Genomic DNA, 26,231 nt, shown 5'->3' with positions numbered 1-26,231 from the left:
CCCGCAGGTTCTGCGGGCGGGCGGTACAGGCCCAAGAGGGAGCAACAACATGATCAAACGCAATCTGCTGGTAATCGGCCTGGCCGTCGTGCTCAGCGCCTGCGGTTTCCAGCTGCGTGGCACCGGCACCACCGAGCTGAGCGTCAAAGAGATGGACGTCAGCGCGCGCAATGCCTATGGCGAAACCGTGACCCAGCTGCGTCAGGTTCTGGAGCGTAACGGCGTCAACGTGCACGCGGGCGCGCCTTACCGCCTGGTGCTGACCAACGAGCAGGAAAACGAACGCGCCGCGACCTACACCGGTGGCAGCCGCTCGGCCGAGTACGAGCTGACCACGGTACTGAACTACAGCATCCAGGGCCTGAACAACCTGGAACTGCTCAGCGACAAACTGGAAATGCGCAAGGTCTACGTGCGTGACGGTTCCAACATCACCGGTTCCGAGCAGGAAGCCAAACGGGCACGTGACGAAATGCGCCGCGACCTGGTCAACGCCATGGTCGTACGCCTGCAGATGCTGACCCCGACGCAACTCGACGAGCTGCAGCGTAAAGCCGACGAACGCGCCCAGGCTGAAGCCGCCGCGCTGGAAGCGGCACGCCGTCAGCAGGCGGAAACGCCTCAGCAGTCGCCAATGGAAGTTCCGGGCAACTGAGCCCGTGCGGGGCACCTTAGGTGCCCCGCCTGTTTCCGATGAAACTCGCCCCCGCCCAACTCAACAAGCACCTGCAAGGCGCCCTGGCACCGGTTTACGTGGTCAGCGGCGACGACCCATTGCTGTGCCAGGAAGCCGCTGACGCCATCCGCGGCGCCGCACGCCAGCAAGGTTTCGACGAACGCCAGGTGTTCAGCGCCGACGCCAATTTCGACTGGGGCACCTTGCTCCAGGCGGGCGCCAGCCTGTCGCTGTTCGCCCAGCGCCGCCTGCTGGAACTGCGCTTGCCCTCCGGCAAGCCCGGTGACAAGGGTGCTGCCGCCTTGATGGAATACTGCGCCAGGCCGGCCGAAGACACGCTGCTGCTGATCAGCCTGCCCAAGCTCGACGGCAGCGCGCAGAAGACCAAGTGGGGCAAGGCCCTGATCGAAGGCGCCCATTGCCAGTTCATCCAGATCTGGCCGGTGGATGCGCACCAGTTGCCGCAGTGGATCAACCAGCGGCTGTCGCAGGCAGGCCTTTCGGCTCAACGCGATGCCGTGGACCTGATCGCCGCCCGGGTCGAAGGCAACCTGCTGGCTGCCGCCCAGGAAATCGAAAAACTCAAGCTGCTGGCCGACGGCAACCAGATCACCGTCGAGACCGTACAGGCGGCGGTCGCCGACAGCGCCCGCTTCGATGTCTTCGGCCTGGTCGATGCCATTCTCAATGGCGAAGCCGCGCACGCCCTGCGCATGCTTGAAGGCCTTCGCGGCGAAGGCGTGGAGCCGCCGGTGATTCTGTGGGCACTGGCGCGCGAACTGCGCCAACTGGCCGGGCTGGCCCAACAGTTCAGCCAGGGCGTGCCGCTGGACAAGGCCTTCAGCCAGGCGCGGCCACCGGTGTGGGATAAACGCCGCCCACTGGTCAGCAAAGCCCTGCAGCGCCTCTCGGCGCAACGCTGGGCGCAGCTGTTGCAGGATGCCCAGCGGATCGATGCGCAGATCAAGGGCCAGGCCGAGGGTTCGCCCTGGACCGGGCTGGCACGGCTGTCGCTGCTGATGGCCGGGCAGCGGCTAGCGCTGCCTTCCGAGTAATAGTCAAAGCGCTGTCGCCGGCAAGCCGGCTCCCACAGGTAAATCACAGGCCTTGAAGGCGGTGCCGTACCTGTGGGAGCCGGCTTGCCGGCGATAGGGCCTTCGAATCATATACACAATCAATTGGCCCTCACCCATCGACAGGCCTACAGTGCGCCCCGAAAGCCACCCATCGGGAATCCGCACCATGAGCAAAAAGCCGAAGAAGCACGGCCCCAACAAGGCCAAGTCGATCGTCGCCCAGCCACTGTTCCGCTGCCGCCAGGAACAACCGGACAAGGGCAAAGGCAGCTACCGCCGCGAAGCCTTCCAATCGAGAGATTGGGAGGCTTCTTACTTTTTGGCGGCATGAAAGCATCGAAAGCGCAGGCATGGTATGGTCGTCACCTGACCTGAAATTCTGGATCTGTGCATGCTCCTCAGCCTTCTTCCCCGTTGGAAACCCCGCCAGCTGATCGCGGCCTCCAGCTTCATCCTGCTCGTCGCCTGCGCGGAAAAACCCACCGCCGCCGATGCCTTGCCGCTGGCACCTGCCCAGCCCGCCCCGGTGGTGAACGTGCCTGGTGCAACGCCCGACGCCAGCGCTACTGAGATCCAGCCCCTGCAAACCTTCGCGCAATGGCAGGCTGGCTTCCGCCAACAAGCCTTGCAGGCTGGCATTTCGCCAAACACCTTCGACCGTGCGTTCCTCGGTGTCACCCCCGACATGGACGTGATCAAGGCCGACCGCAGCCAGCCAGAATTCACCCGCCCGGTGTGGGAATACCTGGAAGGCGCACTGTCGCCACTGCGCGTGCGCAACGGCAAGAAGCTGATGGAGCAGAATGCTGAACTGTTGACCCGCATCGAACAGCGCTATGGCGTGGACCGCCAAGTGCTGGTTTCGGTCTGGGGCATGGAGAGCAACTTCGGCCAGTTCCAGGGCAGCAAGTCGGTCATTCGCTCACTGGCGACCCTGGCCTACGAAGGCCGCCGCCCCCAATTCGCCCAAGACCAGCTGATTGCCGCCCTGCAAATCCTGCAGAACGGTGATATCCAGCCAGAGGCCATGCGTGGCTCGTGGGCTGGCGCCATGGGCCAGACCCAGTTCATCCCGACCACTTACAACACCCATGCAGTGGATTTCGACGGTGATGGCCGCCGGGATATCTGGAACAGCACCCCCGATGCCCTGGCCTCCACAGCGCACTACCTGCAGAGCTCTGGCTGGAAACGCGGCCAGCCTTGGGGCTTTGAAGTGCAAGTACCGGCCGGGTTCGACTTCTGGCTGGCCGACGGGTCGCTGCGCAAGCCGGTGAGCGAGTGGCTGCAACTGGGCGTGAAGCTGCCAGCCGGTACTCAGTTGCCCGCCAACAGCAATCAGCTGTCTGCCGCCCTGCTGCTGCCTGCAGGTGCACGCGGCCCGGCGTTCCTGGTGCTGGACAACTTCCGCGCCATCCTCAAGTACAACAACTCGTCGTCCTACGCACTGGCCGTAAGCCTGTTGGGTGACCGGTTCTCGGGCTGGGGCTTCATTGCCGGCAGCTGGCCGAAAGAGGACCTGCCTTTGAGCCGCAGCGAGCGCATGGAGCTGCAACACCTGCTCAACGCCAGCGGGCATGACGCGGGCAACGCCGATGGCATCATAGGCGCCAACACCCGCAAAGCCATTCGCAATGCCCAGCAGGGGTTGGGATGGCCGGCGGATGGGTATCCAACCCATAAGCTGCTCGAGAGCTTGCGCCAGCAGTAATACCCTTGCGGCCATTCGCGGGTGAACCCGCTCCTGTAGGAGCTGGCTTGCCTGCGATGGGCCGCAAAGCGGCCCCGACGCCCTCAGCCTCTGAACAAGTCCTGCTGCAACACCAGCCTCATCTCCCCACTGTCCAGCACCACCTCAGCCCCCAGCGGCAAGCACACGTTCGGATCACAATGCCCACTGCGCCACCCGGCCAGCACCGGCACGCCCAGGGGCCCGAAAATGTCCTGCAGCAGCGGCGTCAACGCCGCCACGGTGATCCCGGCAAAATCCCCCACCAGCCCCCCCTTCACCCCCGCAAGCTTGCCCGCCAGGCGCAACTGGGTCAGCAAACGATCCACCCTGAACAACGGCTCGTTGACGTCTTCGATAAACAGAATGCAGCCCTGCGTATCGATCTCTGCCACCGTTCCCAGGGTCGCCCCCAGCATCGACAGGTTGCCCCCCAGCAAACGCCCGCGGGCAACCCCCGGCACCACGCAGCTCAACGCAAAGTCGGCCGGGTGCGCGATCGCATCGCCTGCACCCACCTGCCCAATCAGTTGCGCCAGCAGCGACGACTCGGTCGGCTCTAGCTTGGCGCCCAAAAGGTCGGCATTCAGCATCGCCCCATGGAAGGTCAGCAACCCGGTTTTGCGCTGGATAGCAGTGTGCAGCGCCGTAATGTCGCTGTAGCCGATCAGCGGCTTGGGGTTGCAACGGATCAGGTCAAAGTCGAGGCTGTCGAGCAGGCGCATGCTGCCATAGCCGCCGCGCATACACAGAATGGCGTCGATGGCCGGGTCAGCAAAAGCATCGTGCAGGTCCTGCAGCCGCTGCTGATCGGACCCCGCCAGGTAGCCCTGCGCCTGTTCAACGCCCGGGTAGATACGGCAGCGGTAGCCACGCTCGGTGAACCACTGGCTGGCCTTTTGCGCATCCAGCCGCGCCGGCCCGGCCGGGGCGACGATGGCAAAGCAGGCATTCTCCCCCAGGGCAGCGGGCAGTCGGGATTCAACGGTTTCAGCGCAATTCATCGCAACTCCTTGCAGTGCAGGGCACACAAACAAAAATGCCGATGCCGCCTTTCGGCGCGCATCGGCACGGGTGCTTCAGACCAGGCTCAGAGCTTGATCTTGGCTTCGTGAGCCTGCTGGTCAGCGTGGTACGAAGAACGCACCAGCGGGCCGGAAGCCACGTTCTTGAAGCCCATCTTGTAGCCTTCTTCGGCGAACCAGGCGAAGGTGTCCGGGTGCACGAAACGCTGTACCGGCAAGTGGCTGCGCGACGGCTGCAGGTACTGGCCGAGGGTCAGCATGTCGATGTCATGCTCGCGCATGCGGTGCATCACTTCGATGACTTCTTCGTCGGTCTCGCCCAGGCCGAGCATCAGGCCCGATTTGGTCGGTACGTGCGGGACCATCTGCTTGAACTTCTGCAGCAGGTCCAGCGACCAGTCGTAGTCCGACCCGGGACGCGCGGCCTTGTACAGGCGCGGTACGGTTTCCAGGTTGTGGTTGAAGACATCCGGCGGCTCTTGCGCGGTAATCTCCAGGGCCACGTCCATACGGCCACGGTAGTCCGGGACCAGGGTTTCCAGCTGCACACCCGGCGACAAGGCGCGGATCTCGCGGATGCAGTCGGCAAAGTGCTGGGCACCGCCATCACGCAGGTCGTCGCGGTCCACCGAGGTAATCACCACGTACTTCAGGCGCAGGTCGGCGATGGCGACGGCGAGGTTCTTCGGCTCATCGAGGTCCAGTGGCTTCGGTCGGCCGTGGCCAACGTCGCAGAATGGGCAACGACGGGTGCAGATGTCACCCATGATCATGAAGGTCGCAGTACCGCCCGAGAAGCACTCGCCCAGGTTCGGGCAGGAGGCCTCTTCGCAGACGCTGTGCAGCTTGTGCTTGCGCAGCAGTTGCTTGATGCGGTCTACCTCGGGCGAGACCGGGATGCGCACGCGGATCCAGTCAGGCTTTTTCGGCAGTTCATCGGTAGGGATGATCTTTACCGGGATGCGCGCGACCTTGTCGGCACCACGCAGTTTGACCCCAGCTTCCACCTTCTTCGGCGCTGGGCGCGGGGTGGCATCCTGGGTAGGTATCAGGTTCGGCACGGCTTCTTGCACAGTTGTCATATTCAGTCGATTCCGCCCGTGAGGGTCGTCTGCTCAGCGTAGTCGAGGTGCTTGACCAGCTGTCCGCGCAGCCTTGTCCTGACCTCGTTGAGTTCGATCGGGCCTGCCAGATCGCGTAGCTGGGTCATGGCCAGCCCCGCATAACCGCAGGGGTTGATTCGGCGGAATGGCGCAAGGTCCATGTCCACGTTCAGGGCAAGGCCGTGGAACGAACGGCCGTTGCGGATTCGCAGGCCGAGGGAGGCGATTTTCGCTCCATCGACATAGACACCCGGGGCGTCGGGCTTGGCCGCCGCCTGGACATCGTAACTGGCAAGCAGGTCGATCAGGGTCTGCTCGATGCGGCTGACCAGCTCACGTACCCCAAACCCCAGCCGCCGCACATCCAGCAGCAGGTAGGCCACCAGTTGCCCGGGGCCATGGTAGGTCACCTGGCCACCGCGGTCGGTCTGCACCACCGGGATATCACCCGGAATCAGCAGGTGCTCGGCCTTGCCGGCCTGGCCCTGGGTGAAAACCGAAGGGTGTTCGACCAGCCAGATTTCATCCTGGCTGTCGGGCCCTCGCTGCTCGGTAAAGCGACGCATGGCTTCCAGCACCGGTTCATAGGGCTGCAGGCCAAGATCGCGAAAACCGAGACAGGCGGACATCAGAGCACCATTTTCACGATGCCGGTAGCGCGCAGGGCGCTGTTGATATCGTGCAGCTGGTTCTCGCTCTCGGCAACGATGTGCAGTTGCACCGTGGTGTACTTGCCTTCCTTGCTCTGGCGCTCGGCCAGCGTGGCGAGGTCGACCTTGGCGTGTTTGCTGAGGACTTCGATGACCATGTCCTTGAAACCGACAACGGTATCGCCGATGACCTTGATCGGGTAGTCGGCGCAGGGGAATTCGATTTTGTGCGACTTGACGTCAGGTTCGCTCATAGCGGAAACGGCCTCGTAAGCCGTGGCAACAACAACGCTCCCGCCTGAACAGCGGGAGCGTGGCAGGTCACGTTATCAGTTGAACAACCCGTAGAAGAATAGACGGATGCTATCCCACATACGGCGGAAGAAACCACCTTCCTCGACGCCATCGAGGGCGATCAGGTCGGCGCTGTGAACCACGTTCTCGTCCAGTTTGACTTCCACTTTGCCGATCACGTCACCTTTGGCGATCGGTGCGGTGAGCTGCGGGTTCATGGTCATCGAAGCCTGAAGGCGCTTCAATTGGCCTTTAGGCATAGTCATGGTCAGGTCGTTGGCCAGGCCAGCTTTAACCTGGCTGGTGGCGCCCTTCCAGACTGGAGCCTGGGTCAACTCGGTGCCTTTCTGATAGAAGGTCTGAGTTTCGAAGAAGCGGAAGCCGTAGGTCAGCAGCTTCTGGGTCTCGGCAGCACGGGACTGCTCGCTGTTGGTGCCGAACACCACGGCGATCAGGCGCTGGCCGTCACGTACGGCCGAAGCCACCATGCAGTAACCGGCTTCGTCGGTGTGGCCAGTTTTCAGGCCGTCGACGGTCTTGTCACGCCACAGCAGCAGGTTGCGGTTCGGCTGCTTGATGTTGTTCCAGAAGAACTCTTTCTGCGAGTAAATCGCATAGTGGGCCGGGTCGACGTCGATGATCGCGCGCGCCAGCAGGGCCATGTCGTGCGCAGAGGAGTAGTGCTCGGGGTTCGGCAGGCCGGTCGGGTTCATGAAGTGGCTGTTGGACATGCCCAGGTCAGCGGCCGTCTTGTTCATCATGTCGGCGAAGGCGTCTTCGCTGCCGGCAATGTGCTCGGCCAGCGCAACAGACGCATCGTTACCCGACTGGATGATGATGCCGTGCAGCAGGTCGCTGACAGTCACCTGGCTGCCAACCTTGATGAACATGCGCGAACCACCGGTACGCCAGGCGTTTTCGCTGACGGTAACCGGGTCGTTTTCACCGATCTGGCCGCGGCGAATGTCCAGGGTGGCGATGTAGGCGGTCATCAGCTTGGTCAAGCTGGCTGGCGGCAGGCGCTCGTCACCGTTGTTCTCGACCAGCACGTTGCCGCTGGACGCGTCCATGAGTACGTAGGACTTGGCTGCCAGTTGCGGTGGTGCCGGCATCATCTGCTCTGCCGCGAAAGCAGCAGGCGTGATCATCAGCAGTACGGGCAGGCAAAGTCGTTTGGCAAGGTTGGTGATGTTCATCCGTCTCTCGAAAATCGCTAATGGTCTGAGATGTTGCCTGGGCCACATCGTGTGCCCAGCGCCAGTCAGTCTAGTTTTTTAGGCCTTGGGCCGAGCCCGCACACTGCGGCTTTATGTCGCTGCGGGCAAAAGCGGACATTGTACATGCCCGCGCCCGTCAATTCATGACAAAACCGACAGTTTGGCCGGTGCGGTCAGTCAGCTGTGACCAGCTTCGCCTGCCCCAAGTTCGCCAGGCGAATGCTGTTCTGCGCCTGCTGGATCTCGCCCTGGCTGCTGATCGGCCCCAAACGCACGCGGTGCAAGGTTTGCTGGTTACGCACGATGGAGCTGATGAACACCGGCGCGCTGACCATGGTGCTCAGTTTCGAACGCAGCAGTTCGGCGGCGTCCGGGTTGGCGAAGGCGCCCACCTGCAAGAAGCTGCCGCCGTTGCCTGCCGGCACATTGTTGCCGCCGACTTGAACGGGCACTACGGGTGCAGCGTGTTGCTGGGGTGGCGGCGTCCACTGCTCGACTCGGCCGGTGCTGGCCGGGATCGACTGGGTCTGGGCAACCTGGGGTTCCTTCAGCACCAACGGTGGCTGCTGGCCACGCTGGGCCCACCATTGTTGCGGGTCGATACCTTCGACGCGCACATGCGCGGTGCCGATTTCGGCGTAGCCGAGCTTCTTCGCCGCCGCGTAGGACAGGTCGATGATACGGTCGGAGTAGAACGGGCCACGGTCGTTGACCCGCAGGACCACGCTGCGGCCGTTGGCCAGGTTGGTCACCCGCACATAGGCCGGCAGCGGCAAGGTCTTGTGCGCCGCGCTCATGCCGTACAGGTCATAAAGCTCGCCGTTGGCCGTGTTCTGCCCGTGAAACTTGGTGCCATACCACGACGCGGTACCCTCGGCGCGGTAGTTGCGCGAGTCCTGCATCGGGTAGTAGGTCTTGCCCAGTACCGTGTAAGGGTTGGCCTTGTAGTTGCCGGTGTGCACGGTCGGCGTGGCGTCGGGGATCTTGTTCACGTCCACGTCCCACCACGGCGCACCGTCCTTATGGGCACGGTTGATGTCCAGGCCGGGCTGGGCGCGGACTGTATTACCGCTTTTCTGGGTGGTGGTCGGGCGGCTGGAAGAGCAGCTGACCAACAGCATGCCGACAGTCATGCAGGTCAGCAGCTTGAAGGTAGTGGCAGAGATGATTGCGCGCATTACTTGACGCCCCGTGCTTGGACCAGCTGTTCCGAAAGCTGATGCACCGCCATGGCGTACATCACGCTGCGGTTGTAGCGAGTGATCGCGTAGAAGTTCTTCAGGCCCATCCAGTACTCGGGGCCGTTTTCGCCCTCCAGGCGGAAGGCGGTGACCGGCAGATCATCGCGCAGCGCATCATGACTCGACCAGCCCAGCGCCCGCAACTCCCCGACAGTCTTCACCGGCTCGATACCCGTGGTCAGGCCTTCATCAACCCGCTCGCCCTGCACCCTGGCGCGGCTGACCACGCCTTCGCCGGCCACCCAGCCATGGCGCTTGAAGTAGCTGGCTACGCTGCCAATGGCATCGTCCGGGTTGTTCCAGATATTGATGTGGCCATCGCCGTCGAAGTCCACGGCATAGTTGCGGAAGCTGCTCGGCATGAACTGCGGCAAGCCCATGGCGCCTGCATAGGAGCCTTTGAGCGTGAGCGGGTCAAGCTGCTCGGCACGGGCCAGTAGCAGGAACTCGCGCAACTCCTTGCGGAAGAATTCGGCCCGCGGCGGGTAGTCGAAGCCCAGCGTAGAGAGGGCGTCGATGACCCGGTAATTGCCGGTATTGCGGCCGAAAAAGGTCTCTACGCCGATGATCGCGACGATGACTTGCGCCGGCACCCCGTATTCCTGCTCGGCCCGCGCCAACACCGCTTCGTGCTGGCGCCAGAAGTCCACACCGCGGGCGATGCGCGCGTCGGTGATGAACATCGGACGGTAGTCCTTCCACGGCTTGACCCGTTCGGCCGGCCGCGAGATGGCATCGAGAATTGACTGTTTACGCTGGACCTCACGGAACACGCCCATCAGCTGCTCGCTGGCAAAGCCGTAGTCGCGGGTCATTTCGCCAACGAACTCGGCCACTTGGGGCGAGCCTTCGTAGTCGCCGGCATGGGCCAGCTGGACAGCGCCGAACAGGCCCACCGCGCCGATCCACGGCGCACAACGGGCAGCCCAGTTACGCACTGCTTGCATGAAATTCTTCACCTTATTCAAACCTGTGCGATCCATTTGCGGTGCGTATGGATCGACATCAGAACGCCAAACGCTGACAGCAGCGTCACCAACGAAGTTCCGCCATAGCTGATGAAGGGCAGCGGCACGCCCACCACGGGCAGAAGGCCGCTGACCATACCGATATTGACGAACACGTATACAAAGAAGGTCATCGTCAAGCTGCCCGCCAGCAGCTTGCCGAACAGGGTCTGCGCCTGGGCCGTGATCATCAGGCCGCGACCAATCAGCAGCAGGTAGACGATCAGCAGCAGGCAGATGCCGACCAGGCCGAACTCCTCACCGAGCACGGCGATGATGAAGTCGGTGTGGCTCTCGGGCAAGAAGTCCAGGTGCGACTGGGTGCCCAGCAGCCAGCCCTTACCGAATACCCCGCCCGAACCGATCGCAGCCTTGGACTGGATGATGTTCCAGCCGGTGCCCAAGGGGTCGCTTTCCGGGTCGAGGAAGGTCAGCACGCGCTGCTTCTGGTAGTCGTGCATGACGAAGAACCACATGGCCACTGCCACCGGCACCGCCGCCGCCACCACACTGACAATCCAGCGCCAACGCAGCCCGCCCATGAACAGCACGAACGCACCGGAGGCCAGAATCAACAGCGCCGTGCCCAAGTCGGGCTGGCGAACGATGAGGATGAACGGCACGCCGATCAGCACCAGGCTGATCGCCACATGCTTGAGGTGTGGCGGCAAGGTGCGCTTGGACAGGTACCAGGCGATGGTCGCCGGCATGATGATCTTGAGAAATTCCGAGGGCTGGAAGCGAATCACCCCGGGGATGTTGATCCACCGGGTGGCGCCCATGGCGTTGTGGCCCATCACGTCCACCACCACCAGCAACAGTACCCCGGTGACGTAGGCCAATGGCACCCAGCGCGCCATGAACCGCGGCTCCAGTTGGGCGATGACGAACATCGACACCAGGCCGATGCCGAACGAAGTCGCCTGCTTGAGCAGCAGGTCCCAGTTCTTGCCACTGGCCGAATACAGCACGAACAGGCTGCCAGCCGCGAGGGTCAGGAGGATGACCAGCAACGGGCCATCGATATGGATGCGCTGCAGGAAGCTGGCGCGCCGACGCATCACATCCTCGCTGGAGAGCATGCGATCGAAATTATTCATCACAGGGCCGATTCCTGGGTAACGGTGGCGGGAGCGAACTCGGACTTGAGCCGGCCGTGCTCGTCGAGCAACCAGGCGTCCATGATCTGGCGCACCACGGGTGCGGCGACGCCAGAGCCGGATTCGCCGTTCTCGACCATCACCGACACCACGATCTTCGGGTCGTCGGCCGGGGCGAAGGCGACGAACAGGGCGTGGTCGCGGTGGCGTTCCTGAAGTTTGTTACGGTCGTATTTTTCGCCTTGCTTGATCGCCACCACCTGGGCAGTACCGCTCTTGCCGGCGATGCGGTACTGGGCGCCGGCAGCAGCCTTGCGCGCGGTACCACGGGCGTTGTGCATCACCTGCTCCATGCCGTGGGTCACCTTGGCCCAGTCCGACTTGTCACGCAGGATGATGTTTTCCATCGGGTTCTCGTCCACCGGCGGTTGGCCTTCGATGGTCTTGGCCAGGTGCGGGCGGTTCCACACGCCTTTGTTGGCGATCAACGCGGTGGCCTGGGCCAACTGCAGCGGCGTGGCCTGCATGTAGCCCTGGCCGATCCCGAGAATCAGGGTTTCGCCGGGGAACCAGGCCTGACGGCGGGTGGCACGCTTCCATTCGCGAGACGGCATCAGGCCGGCGGACTCTTCGAACATGTCGAGCGAAACCCGCTGGCCGATGCCGAACTTGTTCATGTAGCTGGACAAGCGATCGATGCCCATCTTGTGGGCAAGGTCGTAAAAGTAGGTGTCGTTGGAGCGCATGATCGCGGTATCCAGGTCGACCCAGCCATCGCCAGAGCGGTTCCAGTTACGGTATTTGTGATCGTAGTTGGGCAGCTGGTAATAGCCTGGGTCGAACACCCGGCTGCCGGCATTGACCACGCCACTGTCCAAACCGGCGATGGCCACCGCAGGCTTGATGGTCGAGCCAGGTGGGTACAGCCCGCGCAGTACCCGGTTGAACAACGGCCGGTCGATCGAATCCCGCAGCTCGGCATAGGCCTTGAAGCTGATGCCGGTGACGAACAGGTTAGGGTCGAAGCTTGGCTGGCTGACCATCGCCAGCACTTCGCCGGTACGTGGGTCGAGCGCCACCACCGCGCCACGACGGCCACCCAAGGCGGCCTCGGCGGCTTCCTGCAGCTTGATGTCGAGGCTCAGGACGATGTCCTTGCCAGGCTTGGGGTCGGTACGCTTGAGCACCCGCAGCACGCGGCCGCGGGCGTTGGTCTCGACTTCCTCGTAACCGACCTGGCCGTGCAACGCATCCTCGTAGAAACGCTCGATACCGGTCTTGCCGATATGGTGCGTACCGCTGTAGTTCACAGGGTCGAGGGTTTTCAGCTCTTTCTCGTTGATACGCCCGACATACCCCACCGAGTGCGCAAAATGCGCACCTTGCGGGTAATGCCGCACCAACTGCGCGACCACTTCCACGCCGGGCAGGCGGAACTGGTTCACCGCCACCCGGGCGATCTGCTCTTCGCTCAGTTCGAACAGGATGGGCACCGGCTCGAACGGCCGACGGCCCTGGCGCATGCGCTTCTCGAAGAGGGCGCGGTCGTCGTCAGTCAGCTCCAGCACTTCGACGATATTGTCCAACACTTCCTGCCAGTTACCCGCACGTTCACGGGTCATGGACAGGCTGAAGCTGGGCCGGTTATCGGCGATGATCACCCCATTGCGGTCGAAGATCAGCCCACGGGTCGGCGGAATCGGCTGCACATGCACCCGGTTGTTCTCCGACAGCGTCGAGTGATAGTCGTACTGGATGATCTGCAGGTAATACAGCCGCGCGATCAAAACGCAGATAAGCAGCATGATCGCCACCGCGCCGACCACGACGCGGTTACGCACCAGGCGGGCGTCTTTCTCGTGGTCCTTGAGACGGATCGGCTGCGACATCGGACTGCTTACAGGCTCATTTGTGGTAAGGGTGCCCGGACAACACGGTCCAGGCGCGATAGATCTGCTCGCCGATGAGTATCCTTACCAACGGGTGCGGCAACGTCAGCGGCGACAGCGACCAGCGTTGCTCAGCGCGTGCGCAAACCTCAGGCGCCAGCCCTTCCGGGCCGCCCACCATCAAATTCACCGTGCGCGCATCCAGGCGCCAGCGGTCCAGCTCGGTCGCCAGCTGCTCGGTACTCCAGGGCTTGCCATGGACCTCGAGGGTGACGATGCGTTCCCCAGGCTGAACCTTGCTCAGCATGGCTTCGCCCTCCTGACGGATCAGGCGAGCGACGTCGGCATTCTTGCCACGGGTATTCAGCGGGATTTCCACCAGCTCAAGCGACAGCTCCGGGGGCAGGCGCTTGGCATATTCATGCCAACCGTCCTCGACCCACTTGGGCATGCGCGAGCCGACCGCGATCAGGCGCAGACGCACGACGCTTCCTTATTCCCGGTCTTTGAGCTTGTCGGAGTACTCGTGGGCGTGGTCCGGGCTGTGGTGCTTGCCATCGGCGGCACGGCTTTGCTCGGCACCCTGCCACAGGCGCTCCAGGTCGTAGAACTGGCGGGCAGCGGCGGTCATCATGTGCACGATGACATCGTTCAGGTCCAGCAGCACCCAGTCGCTGTCGCCCTTGCCTTCTTCACCCAGGGGTTGGGCACCCTTGGCCTTGACGGCTTCACGGACCTTTTCGGCCATCGCGTTGATCTGGCGGTTGGAGGTACCGGTGGCAATGATCATGTAGTCGGTCAGGCTGTGCTTTTCACGCACGTCGATGACCTGGATATCCTGGGCCTTGACGTCTTCCAGCGCTGCCTTGGTCACTTGGACCAGTTCTTCGCCGTAAATTTTCTGCTTGGTCATATAAAACTCGTTCAACTTGTTGGATGAGGTGCCGGAGCACCGTCAGTTAGGCACACGATACAGTTCGTGTGCCTCGATGTAGGCCAGTACGGCGTCCGGCACCAGGAACCTCACCGATTTGCCGCTGGCCAGCAGCTGTCGGATCTGTGTAGCCGACACCGCAAGCGGTGTCTGCCAGACGAACGAAATATTTCCCGCCGGGCCGGACATGGCGGTGGGATCGCTCTCGGAGCGCGCAGCCAACAGGTTGCGCAGCTCGTCAGGGGGTTCAACGTCGGCATCCGGGCGTTGCAGCACCAGGATGTGACAGTGTTGCAGCAGCTCTTCCCAGCGGTGCCAGGCGGGCAGGCCACAAAAGGCATCCCAACCCAACACCAGGAACAGCTGGTCGTCAGCGCCCAGTTCGGCGCGGATCGACTCCAGGGTGTCGATGGTGTACGACGGCTTGTCGCGGGCAAGCTCGCGGGCATCCACGCTCAGGCAGGCAACACCCTGCACGGCGCTGCGCACCATGGCCAGGCGATCTTGCGCGGCCACTTGCGGGGTGTCGCGGTGCGGCGGCCGGGCATTGGGCAACAGGCGCAACTCGTCCAACGCCATCAACTCGGCCACTTCCAGCGCGCTGCGCAGGTGGCCGATGTGAACGGGGTCGAAGGTGCCGCCTAGAATGCCGATGCGCCGGACTGCCTGGGCCTTGCTCAACTCAGCAGGACTCCTGGCCGCGTAGCTGGCCATCGCCGATCACCACGTACTTCTCGCAGGTCAGGCCTTCTAGGCCAACCGGGCCGCGGGCATGCAACTTGTCGGTGGAGATACCGATCTCCGCGCCCAGGCCGTACTCGAAACCGTCGGCGAAGCAGGTTGGGGTATTGAGCATCACCGACGCCGAGTCGACCTCTGCCATGAATTGGCGGGCCTGGCCCTGGTGCTCGGTGATGATCGAATCGGTGTGGTGCGAGCCATAGTGGTTGATGTGTTCGATGGCCTGGTCCAGGTCATCGACTACACGAATCGACAGGATCGCATCCAGGTATTCGGTGTGCCAGTCGTCTTCGCTGGCCGGCTTGGCCTCGATGAGCGCACGCGTGCGCTCGCAGCCACGCAGCTCGACGCCCTTTTCCTGGAAACGGCGGGCCATTTCCGGCAGGAAGCGCTCGGCTACACGCTGGTCGACCAGCAGGGTTTCCATGGCGCCACAGATGCCGTAGCGGTAGGTCTTGGCGTTGAAAGCGACGCGCCAGGCCTTGTCCAGGTCGGCATGTTCGCTGACATAGACATGGCAGATGCCGTCCAGGTGCTTGATGACCGGCACCCGCGCATCGCGGCTGATACGTTCGATCAGGCCACGGCCACCGCGCGGCACGATCACATCGACGTACTCGGGCATGCTGATCAGCGCGCCCACGGCTTCGCGATCAGTGGTCTCGACCACTTGCACTACCGCCGCCGGCAGGCCGGCCTCGGCCAGGCCACGCTGGATGCAGGTGGCGATGGCACGGTTGGAGTGAATGGCCTCGGAGCCGCCACGCAAGATGGTCGCATTGCCGGACTTCAGGCACAGGCTGGCGGCATCGATGGTCACGTTCGGGCGCGATTCGTAGATGATCCCGATCACCCCCAGGGGTGCACGCATCTTGCCGACCTGAATACCCGATGGGCGGTAGCTCATGTCGCGGATGGCACCGACCGGGTCCGGCAGGCTGGCCACCTGGCGCAGGCCCGTGATCATGCCGTCGATACGCGCCGGGGTCAGCGCCAGGCGGTCGAGCAGTGCGGGCTCCAGGCCATTGGCACGGCCTGCGGCGAGGTCCAGCGCGTTGGCGGCGGTCAACTCGGCGCGGGCAGCGTCCAGTGCATCGGCAGCCGCTTGCAGGGCGCGGTTCTTCTGCGCGGTGCTGGCACGGCCGATCACCCGGGAAGCCTGGCGAGCAGCGCGACCCAAACGGGTCATGTAGTCAAGAACGGACTCAGTCATGGGTTCGGTGTCTTGGCGAAGGGGAAATCGGCTGATTATAACTGTCGCGCAGGTATACGCCCAGCGGCGGGTGGCGGATGGTAGAAAATGGCGGGCTTGGTTTGGTTTTTAGCGCCCGGCAGGTCGGGCGCCGCGCGGGCGGCGCTCGATCTCCCAGACACCACCCCCCCAAGACGAACACCTCTCAGCCCCCCAAAGAAACATACAGATACCATTCAACCCCCCACCCGGTTCAGCCTCGATTAAGCCATTCATTGCTATCATCCAGGCCTTTGAAGCCACGAACTGCCAGCATGCCAGCCCTGCCCGACCGCTTTTTCGACCGTGACGCCCAGACCCTGGCCAAGGAGTTGCTGGGCAAGGTCATCCGCCATCGCCAGGGCGACCTCTGGCTGGCCGCGCGAATCATCGAGACCGAGGCCTACTACCTGACCGACAAAGGCAGCCATGCCTCGCTCGGGTATACGGAAAAGCGCAAGGCCCTGTTCCTCGACGGCGGGCACATCTACATGTATTACGCCCGCGGTGGCGACTCGTTGAACTTCAGCGCCCATGGCCCGGGCAATGCGGTGCTGATCAAGTCCGCCTACCCTTGGCAGGATGACCTCTCGAACGCCAACAGCCTGGCGCAGATGCAGCTGAACAACCCCGACGCCAGCGGCAACCTGCGCCCGGCCGAGCGCCTGTGCGCAGGCCAGACCCTGCTATGCCGTGCACTGGGCCTGAAAGTGCCGCGCTGGGACGCGCAGCGGTTCGACCCTGAGCACTTGTACGTCGACGACTGCGGCATCGCCGTGCCGCGGGTGATCCAGGCTGCGCGCCTGGGTATCCCGCAGGGCCGCGATGAGCACCTGCCGTACCGCTTCGTCGACGCCGAATACGCCCGCTTCTGTACACGGAACCCGTTGCGACGCGGCCAAGTCGAAGGCCGAGACTTCTTCATTCATCAACAAGGAAACTGACACATGGGCCAATGGCTCGACAGCCTGACCGGCTGGCTAAGCGCCAACCCCCAGTGGCTTGGCCTGGCGATTTTCCTGGTGGCCTGCATCGAATGCCTGGCCATTGCCGGCATCATCGTGCCTGGCACCGTGCTGCTGTTCGCGGTCGCCGTGCTGGCCGGCAGCGGCACCTTCAGCCTGGGCGAGACGCTGTTGCTGGGCTTTCTCGGCGGCTTGCTGGGTGATGCACTGTCGTACACGGTCGGCAAGTATTTCCACCAGAACATCCGCCGCCTGCCACTGCTACGCCACCACCCGGAATGGATCGGCAGCGCCGAAACCTACTTCCAGCGCTATGGCATCGCCAGCCTGCTGGTCGGGCGCTTCATTGGGCCGCTGCGGCCCATGCTGCCGATGGTCGCCGGCATGTTCGACATGCCACTGCCGCGCTTCATTGCCGTCAGCCTGGTGGCAGGCGCCGGCTGGTCGGTTGCCTACCTGCTGCCTGGCTGGGCCACGGGCGCCGCCATGCGCCTGCCTTTACCGGAAGGCTTCTGGCTGGATGCGGGCATCCTTGCCGGTGCGTTGGCGGTGCTCATCGGCCTGAGCCTGAACAGCAGCATCCGCGATCAACGCCACGGCACTCGGCTGATCGCCGGCTTGAGCTTCGCGGCCCTGGCCGGGGTATTCCTGGGCTGGCCGTACTTGCACGAATTCGATCAGGGCGTGATGACACTGGTGCAGGAACACCGCAGCCAAGTCATCGACGGCACCGTGGTACTGGTGACACGGCTGGGTGATTTTCGCACGCAGTTTTTCCTCGGTGGGCTGCTGACCGGCCTGCTGCTGCTCGCCCAACAATGGCGCCATGCACTGTTTGCGGGCGGCGCATTGATGGGTACGGCGATTGCCAATGGCACGCTCAAGTGGCTATTCGCCCGCGCGCGGCCCGAGGTGCTGACCGACCCACTGACCAGCTACAGCATGCCCAGCGGCCACAGCTCGGCGTCGTTTGCGTTCTTCTTGGTAATGGCGGTGTTGGCAGGGCGTGGTCAGCCGCCGCGGATGCGCCTGACCTGGGTGTTGCTGGGGTGCATTCCTGCCTTGGCGATTGCGTTGTCGCGGGTTTACCTGGGGGCGCACTGGCCGACCGATATTCTGGCCGGGGCCTTGCTGGCGTGCTGCGTCTGCGCGGTTAGCCTGACCTTGGTGCAGCATCGCCAGCCGCTTCCAGCGCTGCCGCTACGGGTGTGGTGGTTGGTGCTGCCGGCGTGTGTCGCGCTGCTGGCGTTCTTTGCCATGCACGCGCTGCCGCAGGCTTTGGAGCGGTATCAGTATTGATGTTGCCTATGCCGGCCTCTTCGCGGGCAAGCCCGCTCCCACAGGCAGTCTGCCATGCACCACACCTGTGGGAGCGGGCTTGCCCCGCGAAGAGGCCACAACAAGCCACAGTGATCAGTCAGGCAAACAGCTCACCCTGAATCCGCTCCAACAGCCTCTGAATCTCTTCCAGCCGCAACTGCGGCGAGTCAATGCTCAGCAGGTCCAGCTTGTCCTCTTCCATGAACGGCAGCAGATACGCCAGCTGATTGGCCAACGCTTGCCGCCCATCCACCGGCCGCGGCATGTCCAGCGCCTCGACCATCGGGTGCTCACCCAGGGCGACCAGCAACGCCAGCAGGTCGTCGTCCGCCTCGCCCAGCTGGCTATCAGGAAGCTCCGGCAACCACTGCACCTGCCCGACCAGTAACTGGTCCTTCTGCACCTCGGTCTGCTCCAGGTTGAAACGCCGCACCCCTTCGACACGGATACCCAGCAAGCCGTTATCCTGCTGCACGAAGTCGCGGATCATCGCCTCGCAACCGATCGAAGCAACCGTCGGTGGCGCTTTGCCAACCTGCTCCCCTTCCAGGATGCACACCACCCCAAAGCCCTCGCCCTGCTTCATGCAGCGGCCAATCATGTCCAGGTAGCGCGCCTCGAAAATCTGCAAATCGAGGAAGCACCCCGGAAACAGCACGGTATTGAGGGGAAACAGCGGTAGCGTCATCACAACTCCTCAAGCCACCAGGCTGACCGCCAGCGGCAGGAACACCGCCGTGGCCACCCCCATCAGGCTCATCGCCAGCGCGGCGAAAGCGCCGCATTCATCACTTTCCTGCAGGGCCACCGAAGTGCCCACCGCATGCGCGGTCACGCCCAGCGACATGCCGCGCGCCTCAGGGCTGTGCACACCGAGACGGGTCAACAGCGCCGGGCCGAAGATCGCGCCGATGACCCCAGTGATCAGCACGAACACCGCGGCCAGCGCCGCCACACCACCAATCTGCTCGGCCACCAGCATGGCGATCGGCGATGTCACCGACTTCGGCGCCATGGTCATCAGGATCATGTGTTCGGCGCCGAACCACCAGCCCAGCAGCAGGCAGCAGACCGTGGCGAACAGGCCTCCGATTACCAGCGTAGTAAATGTCGGCCAGAACAGTTGGCGAATACGCCGCAGGTTGAGGTAGAGCGGCACGGCCAGGGCCACAGTGGCAGGCCCCAGGAGCGTGTTCATGATCTCGGTACGCTGGCGGTACTCGCTGTAGTCGATGCCGCACACCAGCAGCACGCCAATTACCAGCAGCATCGACACCAGCACCGGCTGCAGGAAGATCCATCGGGTCTTCTCATAGCCCGCAAGCACGACCTGATAGGCCCCCAGGGTAATGCCGATGCCAAACAAAGGATGGTGGATGACTGCATCGAGCGCGCCTTGCCAGTCGAGCATCATGGCTGCTCCTCGTGCTTGCCTTGGCGGTGGATGAGCTTCTGCATCAACACGCCGACGAACACCAGGGTCAGCAGGCATGAAATGAACAGTGCACCGGCAATCGCCCAGAAGTCGGCGGCGATGTCCTTGGCATACACCATTACCCCCACCGCCGGCGGCACCAGCAGCAGTGGCAGGTAGCGCAGCAAGCTGCTGGCGGCTTCATTGAGCGGCTTGCCGACCTCCCCCCTGGCCATCAGGAAGCACAGCAGCAGCAACAGGCCGATGATCGGCCCCGGCAAAAACGGCACAAACAGGTGATTGATCGCCGTACCCAGCAGTTGAAACAACACCAGCCAGGTCAAACCACGCAACAGCATAAGCACCTCCCTCGGGCATGGCGGCCATTATAAGCACGGTAAGGGTATAAGCCGATAATCGCCGAAAAACGCGCAACTTGACTGAAACGGTGGGGCGTGCTGATCTTGCACCTTCGTACCAACTTACAACCTGGAGAGTCGCGATGCCCTATGTACCGGTTACAGAGCTTTCGCAGTACGTTGGCAAGGAACTGGGCCGTTCTGCCTGGCTGAAAATCGACCAGCAGCGCATCAACCTGTTTGCCGAAGCCACTGGCGATTTTCAGTTCATCCATGTCGACCCGGAGAAGGCGGCGAAAACACCGTTTGGCTGCACGATCGCCCATGGTTTCCTGACGTTGTCGCTGATCCCCACGCTGATGGAGGACATCCTGGTCCTGCCGCAAGGGTTGAAGATGGTCGTGAACTACGGGCTGGACAGCGTGCGGTTCATTCAACCGGTCAAGGTCGACAGCCAGGTGCGGCTGAAGATCGATCTCGCCGAAGTGCTCGAGAAAAAACCCGGCCAGTGGCTGCTCAAGGCAATCGCCACGCTGGAAATCGAAGGGGAAGAGAAGCCTGCTTATATAGCCGAGTCCCTGTCGCTCTGTTTTGTCTGAGTGATCGCCGGGGCGCTGTGCGCCCCATTCGCGACAGGCCCCCGATACAATCCACAAACCCCGCGCACTCGCGTAAACTGCGAGCCTTCGCGCAGCCTCGGGCTGCCCCTGTCGATTTACCAAAGGTGCCCGCCATGCCCTGGCTGCAAGTACGCCTGGCCATCAGCCCGGAACAAGCCGAAACCTACGAAGACGCCCTGCTTGAAGTAGGCGCCGTCTCGGTCACGTTCGTGGACGCAGAAGATCAGCCGATCTTCGAACCCGACCTCAACACCACCCCGCTGTGGTCGCACACTCACCTGCTGGCCCTGTTCGAGGCCGATGCCGAGCCCGAGCAGGTGTTCGCCCACGTCCGCCTGCTGACAGGCGCCGAGCTGCCCGAGCACCAGGCTGAAGTGATCGAAGACCAGGACTGGGAACGCAGCTGGATGGACAACTTCCAGCCGATGCGCTTCGGCCGCCGCCTGTGGATCGTGCCAAGCTGGCACGAAGCGCCGGACAAGGACGCGGTAAACCTGCTGCTCGACCCAGGCTTGGCGTTCGGCACCGGTACCCACCCGACCACCGCCCTGTGCCTGGAATGGCTCGACGGCCAGCAACTCGAAGGCACCCAAGTGCTGGACTTTGGCTGCGGCTCGGGGATTCTGGCCATTGCCGCCCTGCTGCTGGGTGCGCGCGAAGCGGTCGGTACCGACATCGACGTGCAGGCCATTGAAGCCTCGCGCGACAATGCCCAGCGCAATGGCATCGCCGACGAGAAGCTGGCGCTGTACCTGCCCGAGCACATGCCGGCCATGCAGGCTGACGTACTGGTCGCCAACATCCTGGCCGGCCCGCTGGTCTCGCTGGCGCCGCAGTTGTCTGGCCTGGTCCGCCCTGGTGGCCTGCTGGCACTGTCGGGCATCCTTGCCGAACAAGGCGATGAAGTGGCTGCTGCCTACGCCGCCGACTTCGAGCTGGACCCGATCGCCGTACGCGATGGTTGGGTGCGCATCAGTGGTCGCCGCCGTTAAGCGCGCTAGAATAACTTTTGTACAACCCCGGATCGCCGCATGACCGACAGTTTCGTCACCCAGTGCCCGCATTGCCAGACCAGCTTTCGCGTCACCCATCACCAGTTGAGTGTGGCGCGCGGCGTGGTGCGGTGCGGCCATTGCCTGCAGGTGTTCAACGCCGCAAAGCAACTGCTGGAGCAGAACCGCGCCGGTGATGCCAGCGTGCCTGTGGAACCTAGGGTTCCCGTGGCGCCAGTGGTACCCGCCGCACCCGTAGCACCTGCCGAGCCGATTGCCGAGCCTGCTGTCACGCCCGATCCCCCCGCCAGCGAACGCCCAGCGCCCCCTGAGGACGACTGGGCGCTCACGGCCCAGGCCCTGGATGAACTGGACCTGGACCAAGAGCTGGCCCGCCTTGAACGTCGTGGCGAACCTGCCGCCGCTCGCCCGCCCAGCGCGGACAACGGCTTGCAGGCCCGCCGTGAAGAACATCAGCCAGACGCCCATACCGATGAGCTGTTTGGCAACGCCACCGACGACCGCTTCGAGCCTGAACAGGCGCCTGAACCTGCACCCACGCTACTGACACAGCACGCGCTGGAGCAGGAAGCGTTCGAGCAAGAGTCACTGGACCTGGAGCCCGCCCCGGGCGATCGCACCGAGCCGACCCTAGGCGGCCACCTGGACCTGGACATCGACGACGAGCCCCCCGTACGGCGCGACATCGAGGCCGACGAGCACCATGCGTTCGTCAGCGAGCACTTCGCTGCCAGCCACGATCCAGCCCCGGAAAAGGGCCTCAGCGCGCGCGACGATGACGAACTGGACCTGCACTTGTCGGCCCACGACGACGACCCTGTAGAGCCGTTGCCCGGTGAACGCCTGGAGCCTGGCCTGTCCAGCAAGCCCGAGCGTGCGCCGCGCAAGGAACCGCTGGTCGACGTGGTCGACGACCCGCTGCAACTGGGCTGGGAAAAGCCCCAGCCCAACTGGGGCAAGCGCTTGCTGTGGGGCTTCCTGACGCTGCTGGCTGCAGGCCTGCTGGCGTTCCAGTACGTGTGGTTCCATTTCGATGAAATGGCCCGCCAGGACCAGTACCGGCCGATCTTCCAGCAGGTATGCCCGCTGTTCGGCTGCGAAGTGCCGACCCGCGTCGACATCGCCCGCATCAAGAGCAGCAACCTGGTGGTGCGCAGCCACCCTGACTTCAAGGGTGCGCTGATCGTCGATGCGATCATCTACAACCGCGCCCCCTTCGCCCAGCCGTTCCCGCTGCTCGAGCTGCGTTTCGCCGACCTCAATGGCCAACTGATCGCCAGCCGGCGCTTCAAGCCCAGCGAGTACCTCTCTGGCGAACTGGCCGGGCGCGGCGAGATGCCCAGCCAGACCCCGATCCACATCGCCCTGGACATCCTCGACCCAGGCCCCAAGGCCGTGAACTACAGCCTGAGCTTCCGCTCGCCGGAGTAATCGGCTGATCCTGGGGGCACTTTGTGCCCCCAGCCTCGCCTACCCACACCAAAAGTCATAAGCCGACAACTGTTCAGATTTTATCCAAATCCATCTTTATCCGGTCACCGAGAGCGGGTATCATGCCCACCCTTTTTCGAACTCCAAGATTCGGCCCCACAACAGGGATCACCTATGTCGGCGGTACGCATCGGCCCATACACACTGCGAAACAACCTGATCCTCGCCCCCATGGCCGGGGTCACGGACCAGCCTTTCCGAACACTTTGCAAGCGCCTGGGCGCAGGCATGGTGGTGTCGGAGATGGTGTCCAGCGACATGAGCCTCTGGAACAGCCGCAAGTCGAGCCTGCGCCGCATTCACGAAGGCGATCCCGAGCCGCGCTCGGTGCAGATCGCCGGCGGGGATGCCCAGATGATGGCAGCGGCGGCAAAAGCCAACGTCGAAGCGGGTGCCCAGATCATCGACATCAACATGGGCTGCCCGGCAAAAAAAGTCTGCAACAAAGCTGCAGGCTCTGCTTTATTGAGAGATGAAGCCTTGGTCAGCGAGATTCTCCACGCCGTGGTAGGCGCCGTGGACGTCCCGGTGACGCTGAAGATCCGCACGGGGTGGGATCGGGCGAACAAGAACGGCCTGAATGTGGCGAAGATCGCTGAACAGGCCGGCATCCAGGCGCTAGCGGTGCATGGCCGCACACGCGCCGACCTGTACACAGGCGAAGCCGAATACGACACCATCGCTGCCATCAAGCAGGCGGTGTCTATCCCGGTATTTGCCAACGGCGATATCACATCGCCAGAAAAGGCCCGGGCGGTACTGGACGCCACCGGGGTCGATGGCCTGTTGATCGGCCGCGCTGCCCAAGGGCGGCCCTGGATCTTTCGCGAGATCGAGCATTACCTGCGGACCGGCGAACAGTTGCCGGCCCCGCAGCTGGACGAAGTGGAACGCATCCTGCTAGAGCACCTGGCCGCGCTGCATGCCTTCTATGGCGATGTGATGGGCGTACGTATCGCCCGCAAGCACGTTGGCTGGTACCTGGCAACACGACCCGGCGGCAAGGAGTTTCGCTCCCGGTTCAATGCTTTGGAAGACACACAAGCGCAGTGCGCCAACGTTCGCGCGTTTTTCAGTGAACGTCGACAGAGCCTTGAGACAGAGGACGGACAAGGGGTGGCCGCATGACGATGATGACCGAGACATTTGTGAGTGGAACAACGCCCGTGAGCGACAACGCCAACCTGAAACAGCACCTCAACACGCCAAGCGAAGAGGGCCAGACCCTTCGCGACAGCGTCGAGAAGGCGCTGCACAACTACTTCGCCCACCTGGAAGGCGCGACCGTCACGGACGTGTACAACCTGGTGCTCTCCGAAGTCGAGGCGCCCCTGCTTGAAAGCGTGATGAACTACGTGAAGGGCAACCAGACCAAGGCCAGCGAGATGCTCGGGCTCAACCGAGGCACCCTGCGCAAGAAGCTCAAGCAGTACGACTTGTTGTAAGCCAGAATCCCAATCAGAAAAGGCGGCTCCCTGAACAGAGGCGCCTTTTTTGCTGACTCCACCGCGTTATGGAATCCGAAATGACCGACCAGACTACCCGCCTGCCGATCCGCCGCGCCCTGATCAGCGTCTCCGACAAGACCGGTATCCTCGAATTCGCCCGTGAGCTGCAGCAGCTCGGTGTCGAGATCCTGTCCACCGGCGGCACCTACAAGCTGCTCAAGGATAACGGCGTGAACGCGGTGGAAGTGGCCGACTACACCGGCTTCGCCGAAATGATGGATGGCCGGGTCAAGACCCTGCACCCGAAAATCCACGGTGGCATTCTGGGCCGTCGCGGCATCGACGACGCCATCATGAACGAGCACGGCATCAAGCCGATCGACCTGGTCGCCGTCAACCTGTACCCCTTCGAAGCCACCATCTCCAAGCCAGGCTGTGACCTGCCGACCGCCATCGAGAACATCGACATCGGTGGCCCGACCATGGTCCGCTCCGCTGCCAAAAACCACAAAGACGTTGCCATCGTGGTCAATGCCAGCGACTACGCCAGCGTCCTCGACGGCCTGAAAGCCGGCGGCCTGACCTACGCCCAGCGCTTCGACCTGATGCTCAAGGCGTTCGAACACACCGCCGCCTACGACGGCATGATCGCCAACTACATGGGCACCATCGACCAGGCCAAGGACACCCTGAGCACTGAAGCACGCAGCGAATTCCCGCGCACCTTCAACAGCCAGTTCGTCAAAGCCCAGGAAATGCGCTACGGCGAGAACCCGCACCAGAGCGCGGCGTTCTACGTCGAAGCCAAGAAGGGTGAAGCCAGCATCTCCACCGCCATCCAGCTGCAAGGCAAGGAGCTGTCGTTCAACAACGTGGCCGACACTGACGCCGCGCTGGAGTGCGTGAAGAGCTTCGTCAAGCCTGCCTGCGTCATCGTCAAGCACGCCAACCCGTGCGGCGTGGCCGTGGTACCGGAAGACGAAGGCGGCATCCGCAAGGCCTACGACCTGGCCTACGCCACCGACACCGAGTCGGCCTTCGGCGGCATCATCGCCTTCAACCGCGAGCTCGATGGCGAAACCGCCAAGGCCATCGTCGAGCGCCAGTTCGTCGAAGTGATCATCGCCCCGAAAATCTCCCAGGCCGCCCGCGACGTGGTCGCCGCCAAGCAGAACGTTCGCCTGCTGGAATGCGGCGAATGGCCAGCTGAGCGTGCTGCCGGCTGGGACTTCAAGCGCGTCAACGGTGGTTTGCTGGTGCAGAGCCGCGATATCGGCATGATCACCGCCGATGACCTGAAAATCGTCACCAAGCGTGCCCCGACCGAGCAAGAAATCCACGACCTGGTGTTTGCCTGGAAAGTGGCCAAGTTCGTCAAGTCCAACGCCATCGTCTACGCCAAGCAGCGCCAGACCATCGGCGTCGGCGCCGGCCAGATGAGCCGCGTCAACTCCGCTCGCATTGCTGCAATCAAGGCCGAGCATGCTGGCCTGCAGGTTCAAGGTGCGGTCATGGCGTCGGATGCGTTCTTCCCGTTCCGTGACGGCATCGACAATGCGGCTAAAGTGGGTATCAGCGCCGTAATTCAGCCAGGTGGTTCGATGCGTGATGCCGAAGTCATCGCCGCAGCCGACGAAGCCGGCATCGCGATGGTGTTCACCGGTATGCGCCACTTCCGCCACTAATCA

General features: G+C 63.2%; 28 protein-coding genes. 12 read left to right on the top strand and 16 right to left on the bottom strand.

The window, feature by feature from the left end; genetic code table 11:
- Positions 1-49: 49 nt before the first annotated feature.
- The 4 genes from QOS90_RS03750 (at position 50) to QOS90_RS03735 (ending at position 3,463) form a co-directional block, all read left to right on the top strand.
- Positions 50-655, top strand: coding sequence for an LPS-assembly lipoprotein LptE (locus QOS90_RS03750; protein WP_027592619.1), 606 nt, complete (start codon positions 50-52; stop codon positions 653-655).
- 38 nt (positions 656-693) lie between these two features.
- Positions 694-1,731 carry a DNA polymerase III subunit delta gene (gene holA, locus QOS90_RS03745; RefSeq protein WP_027592618.1) on the top strand — a complete coding sequence of 346 codons (1,038 nt, stop codon included), beginning with the start codon at positions 694-696 and terminating at the stop codon, positions 1,729-1,731.
- Positions 1,732-1,918: 187 nt separating this feature from the next.
- A complete protein-coding gene (arfA, locus tag QOS90_RS03740; protein ID WP_016501800.1) occupies positions 1,919-2,083 on the top strand; it encodes an alternative ribosome rescue factor ArfA in 165 nt (54 codons plus the stop codon).
- A gap of 60 nt (positions 2,084-2,143) precedes the next feature.
- The gene (locus QOS90_RS03735; protein WP_085272345.1) at positions 2,144-3,463 is read left to right on the top strand and encodes a lytic murein transglycosylase; all 1,320 of its coding nucleotides are present in this window, start codon (positions 2,144-2,146) and stop codon (positions 3,461-3,463) included.
- Between the two features lie 83 nt (positions 3,464-3,546).
- Here the strand turns inward: QOS90_RS03735 and QOS90_RS03730 are convergent, their stop codons facing one another.
- The 13 genes from QOS90_RS03730 to QOS90_RS03670 all read right to left on the bottom strand — a co-directional run bounded on the left by QOS90_RS03730 (position 3,547) and on the right by QOS90_RS03670 (position 15,895).
- Positions 3,547-4,485, bottom strand: coding sequence for a S66 peptidase family protein (locus QOS90_RS03730; protein WP_085272344.1), 939 nt, complete (start codon positions 4,483-4,485; stop codon positions 3,547-3,549).
- Between the two features lie 86 nt (positions 4,486-4,571).
- Positions 4,572-5,588 carry a lipoyl synthase gene (gene lipA / locus QOS90_RS03725; protein WP_027592615.1) on the bottom strand — a complete coding sequence of 339 codons (1,017 nt, stop codon included), beginning with the start codon at positions 5,586-5,588 and terminating at the stop codon, positions 4,572-4,574.
- 2 nt (positions 5,589-5,590) lie between these two features.
- Positions 5,591-6,238, bottom strand: coding sequence for a lipoyl(octanoyl) transferase LipB (gene lipB, locus QOS90_RS03720; protein ID WP_027592614.1), 648 nt, complete (start codon positions 6,236-6,238; stop codon positions 5,591-5,593).
- Complete coding sequence (locus QOS90_RS03715; RefSeq protein ID WP_012312556.1) at positions 6,238-6,513, bottom strand: DUF493 domain-containing protein; 276 nt, start codon at positions 6,511-6,513, stop codon at positions 6,238-6,240. The genes lipB and QOS90_RS03715 overlap by 1 nt, the downstream gene beginning before the upstream one ends.
- A gap of 75 nt (positions 6,514-6,588) precedes the next feature.
- Positions 6,589-7,749 (bottom strand): D-alanyl-D-alanine carboxypeptidase family protein, encoded by a 1,161-nt coding sequence (locus tag QOS90_RS03710; protein ID WP_027592613.1) that lies wholly within the window; start codon positions 7,747-7,749, stop codon positions 6,589-6,591.
- A gap of 194 nt (positions 7,750-7,943) precedes the next feature.
- Positions 7,944-8,948, bottom strand: a complete 1,005-nt coding sequence (locus QOS90_RS03705) for a septal ring lytic transglycosylase RlpA family protein (protein WP_027592612.1) — start codon at positions 8,946-8,948, stop codon at positions 7,944-7,946.
- On the bottom strand, positions 8,948-9,958 hold the full coding sequence (gene mltB, locus QOS90_RS03700) for a lytic murein transglycosylase B (RefSeq protein WP_085272343.1): 1,011 nt from the start codon (positions 9,956-9,958) through the stop codon (positions 8,948-8,950). Before mltB ends, QOS90_RS03705 begins: the two co-directional genes overlap by 1 nt.
- 17 nt (positions 9,959-9,975) lie before the next feature.
- A complete protein-coding gene (rodA, locus tag QOS90_RS03695; protein WP_050580719.1) occupies positions 9,976-11,079 on the bottom strand; it encodes a rod shape-determining protein RodA in 1,104 nt (367 codons plus the stop codon).
- 38 nt (positions 11,080-11,117) lie between these two features.
- Complete coding sequence (gene mrdA, locus QOS90_RS03690) at positions 11,118-13,007, bottom strand: penicillin-binding protein 2 (RefSeq protein ID WP_027592609.1); 1,890 nt, start codon at positions 13,005-13,007, stop codon at positions 11,118-11,120.
- Between the two features lie 16 nt (positions 13,008-13,023).
- On the bottom strand, positions 13,024-13,491 hold the full coding sequence (rlmH, locus tag QOS90_RS03685; protein ID WP_023382530.1) for a 23S rRNA (pseudouridine(1915)-N(3))-methyltransferase RlmH: 468 nt from the start codon (positions 13,489-13,491) through the stop codon (positions 13,024-13,026).
- 9 nt (positions 13,492-13,500) lie between these two features.
- On the bottom strand, positions 13,501-13,920 hold the full coding sequence (gene rsfS / locus QOS90_RS03680) for a ribosome silencing factor (protein ID WP_027592608.1): 420 nt from the start codon (positions 13,918-13,920) through the stop codon (positions 13,501-13,503).
- 42 nt (positions 13,921-13,962) lie between these two features.
- Positions 13,963-14,655, bottom strand: coding sequence for a nicotinate-nucleotide adenylyltransferase (gene nadD / locus QOS90_RS03675; RefSeq protein WP_050580718.1), 693 nt, complete (start codon positions 14,653-14,655; stop codon positions 13,963-13,965).
- Positions 14,624-15,895 carry a glutamate-5-semialdehyde dehydrogenase gene (locus QOS90_RS03670; protein WP_085272342.1) on the bottom strand — a complete coding sequence of 424 codons (1,272 nt, stop codon included), beginning with the start codon at positions 15,893-15,895 and terminating at the stop codon, positions 14,624-14,626. The genes nadD and QOS90_RS03670 overlap by 32 nt, the downstream gene beginning before the upstream one ends.
- Positions 15,896-16,188: 293 nt before the next feature.
- Here QOS90_RS03670 and QOS90_RS03665 point away from each other — a divergent pair, with 293 nt between their 5' ends.
- Both QOS90_RS03665 and QOS90_RS03660 read left to right on the top strand, forming a co-directional pair.
- Positions 16,189-16,857: a DNA-3-methyladenine glycosylase gene (locus QOS90_RS03665; protein WP_027592605.1), complete on the top strand. Its 669-nt coding sequence runs from the start codon at positions 16,189-16,191 to the stop codon at positions 16,855-16,857.
- A gap of 3 nt (positions 16,858-16,860) precedes the next feature.
- Positions 16,861-18,177, top strand: a complete 1,317-nt coding sequence (locus QOS90_RS03660; RefSeq protein ID WP_085272341.1) for a bifunctional DedA family/phosphatase PAP2 family protein — start codon at positions 16,861-16,863, stop codon at positions 18,175-18,177.
- A 118-nt stretch (positions 18,178-18,295) separates the two neighbouring features.
- Here QOS90_RS03660 and QOS90_RS03655 read toward each other — a convergent pair whose 3' ends face one another.
- Genes QOS90_RS03655 through QOS90_RS03645 form a run of 3 tightly spaced genes read right to left on the bottom strand, consistent with a single transcriptional unit; the run spans position 18,296 to position 19,971 of the window.
- Positions 18,296-18,886 (bottom strand): LON peptidase substrate-binding domain-containing protein, encoded by a 591-nt coding sequence (locus QOS90_RS03655; protein WP_085272340.1) that lies wholly within the window; start codon positions 18,884-18,886, stop codon positions 18,296-18,298.
- Positions 18,887-18,895: 9 nt separating this feature from the next.
- The gene (locus QOS90_RS03650; protein ID WP_027592602.1) at positions 18,896-19,612 is read right to left on the bottom strand and encodes an LrgB family protein; all 717 of its coding nucleotides are present in this window, start codon (positions 19,610-19,612) and stop codon (positions 18,896-18,898) included.
- Positions 19,609-19,971: a CidA/LrgA family protein gene (locus QOS90_RS03645; protein WP_027592601.1), complete on the bottom strand. Its 363-nt coding sequence runs from the start codon at positions 19,969-19,971 to the stop codon at positions 19,609-19,611. The genes QOS90_RS03650 and QOS90_RS03645 overlap by 4 nt, the downstream gene beginning before the upstream one ends.
- A gap of 143 nt (positions 19,972-20,114) precedes the next feature.
- On the opposite strand from QOS90_RS03645, the gene QOS90_RS03640 reads away from it, so the two are divergent.
- The 6 genes from QOS90_RS03640 (at position 20,115) to purH (ending at position 26,228) form a co-directional block, all read left to right on the top strand.
- Positions 20,115-20,570 (top strand): MaoC family dehydratase, encoded by a 456-nt coding sequence (locus tag QOS90_RS03640; protein ID WP_027592600.1) that lies wholly within the window; start codon positions 20,115-20,117, stop codon positions 20,568-20,570.
- A gap of 134 nt (positions 20,571-20,704) precedes the next feature.
- Positions 20,705-21,583: a 50S ribosomal protein L11 methyltransferase gene (gene prmA, locus QOS90_RS03635; RefSeq protein WP_027592599.1), complete on the top strand. Its 879-nt coding sequence runs from the start codon at positions 20,705-20,707 to the stop codon at positions 21,581-21,583.
- 39 nt (positions 21,584-21,622) lie between these two features.
- Entirely contained in the window at positions 21,623-23,035 is a 1,413-nt protein-coding gene (locus QOS90_RS03630) for a DUF3426 domain-containing protein (protein WP_027592598.1), read from the top strand.
- 174 nt (positions 23,036-23,209) lie between these two features.
- A complete protein-coding gene (gene dusB, locus QOS90_RS03625; protein ID WP_027592597.1) occupies positions 23,210-24,223 on the top strand; it encodes a tRNA dihydrouridine synthase DusB in 1,014 nt (337 codons plus the stop codon).
- A complete protein-coding gene (gene fis, locus QOS90_RS03620) occupies positions 24,220-24,540 on the top strand; it encodes a DNA-binding transcriptional regulator Fis (RefSeq protein ID WP_012274390.1) in 321 nt (106 codons plus the stop codon). Before dusB ends, fis begins: the two co-directional genes overlap by 4 nt.
- Before the next feature lie 80 nt (positions 24,541-24,620).
- Positions 24,621-26,228, top strand: coding sequence for a bifunctional phosphoribosylaminoimidazolecarboxamide formyltransferase/IMP cyclohydrolase (gene purH / locus QOS90_RS03615; protein ID WP_085272339.1), 1,608 nt, complete (start codon positions 24,621-24,623; stop codon positions 26,226-26,228).
- Positions 26,229-26,231: the final 3 nt, after the last annotated feature.

It is taken from the genome of Pseudomonas sp. LAIL14HWK12:I10 (assembly GCF_900184205.1).
In the GTDB taxonomy this organism is placed as follows: Bacteria; Pseudomonadota; Gammaproteobacteria; order Pseudomonadales; family Pseudomonadaceae; genus Aquipseudomonas; species Aquipseudomonas kermanshahensis.
The sequence above is the reverse complement of the archived record's forward strand: the minus strand, read 5'-3'. Positions and strand labels throughout refer to the sequence as shown.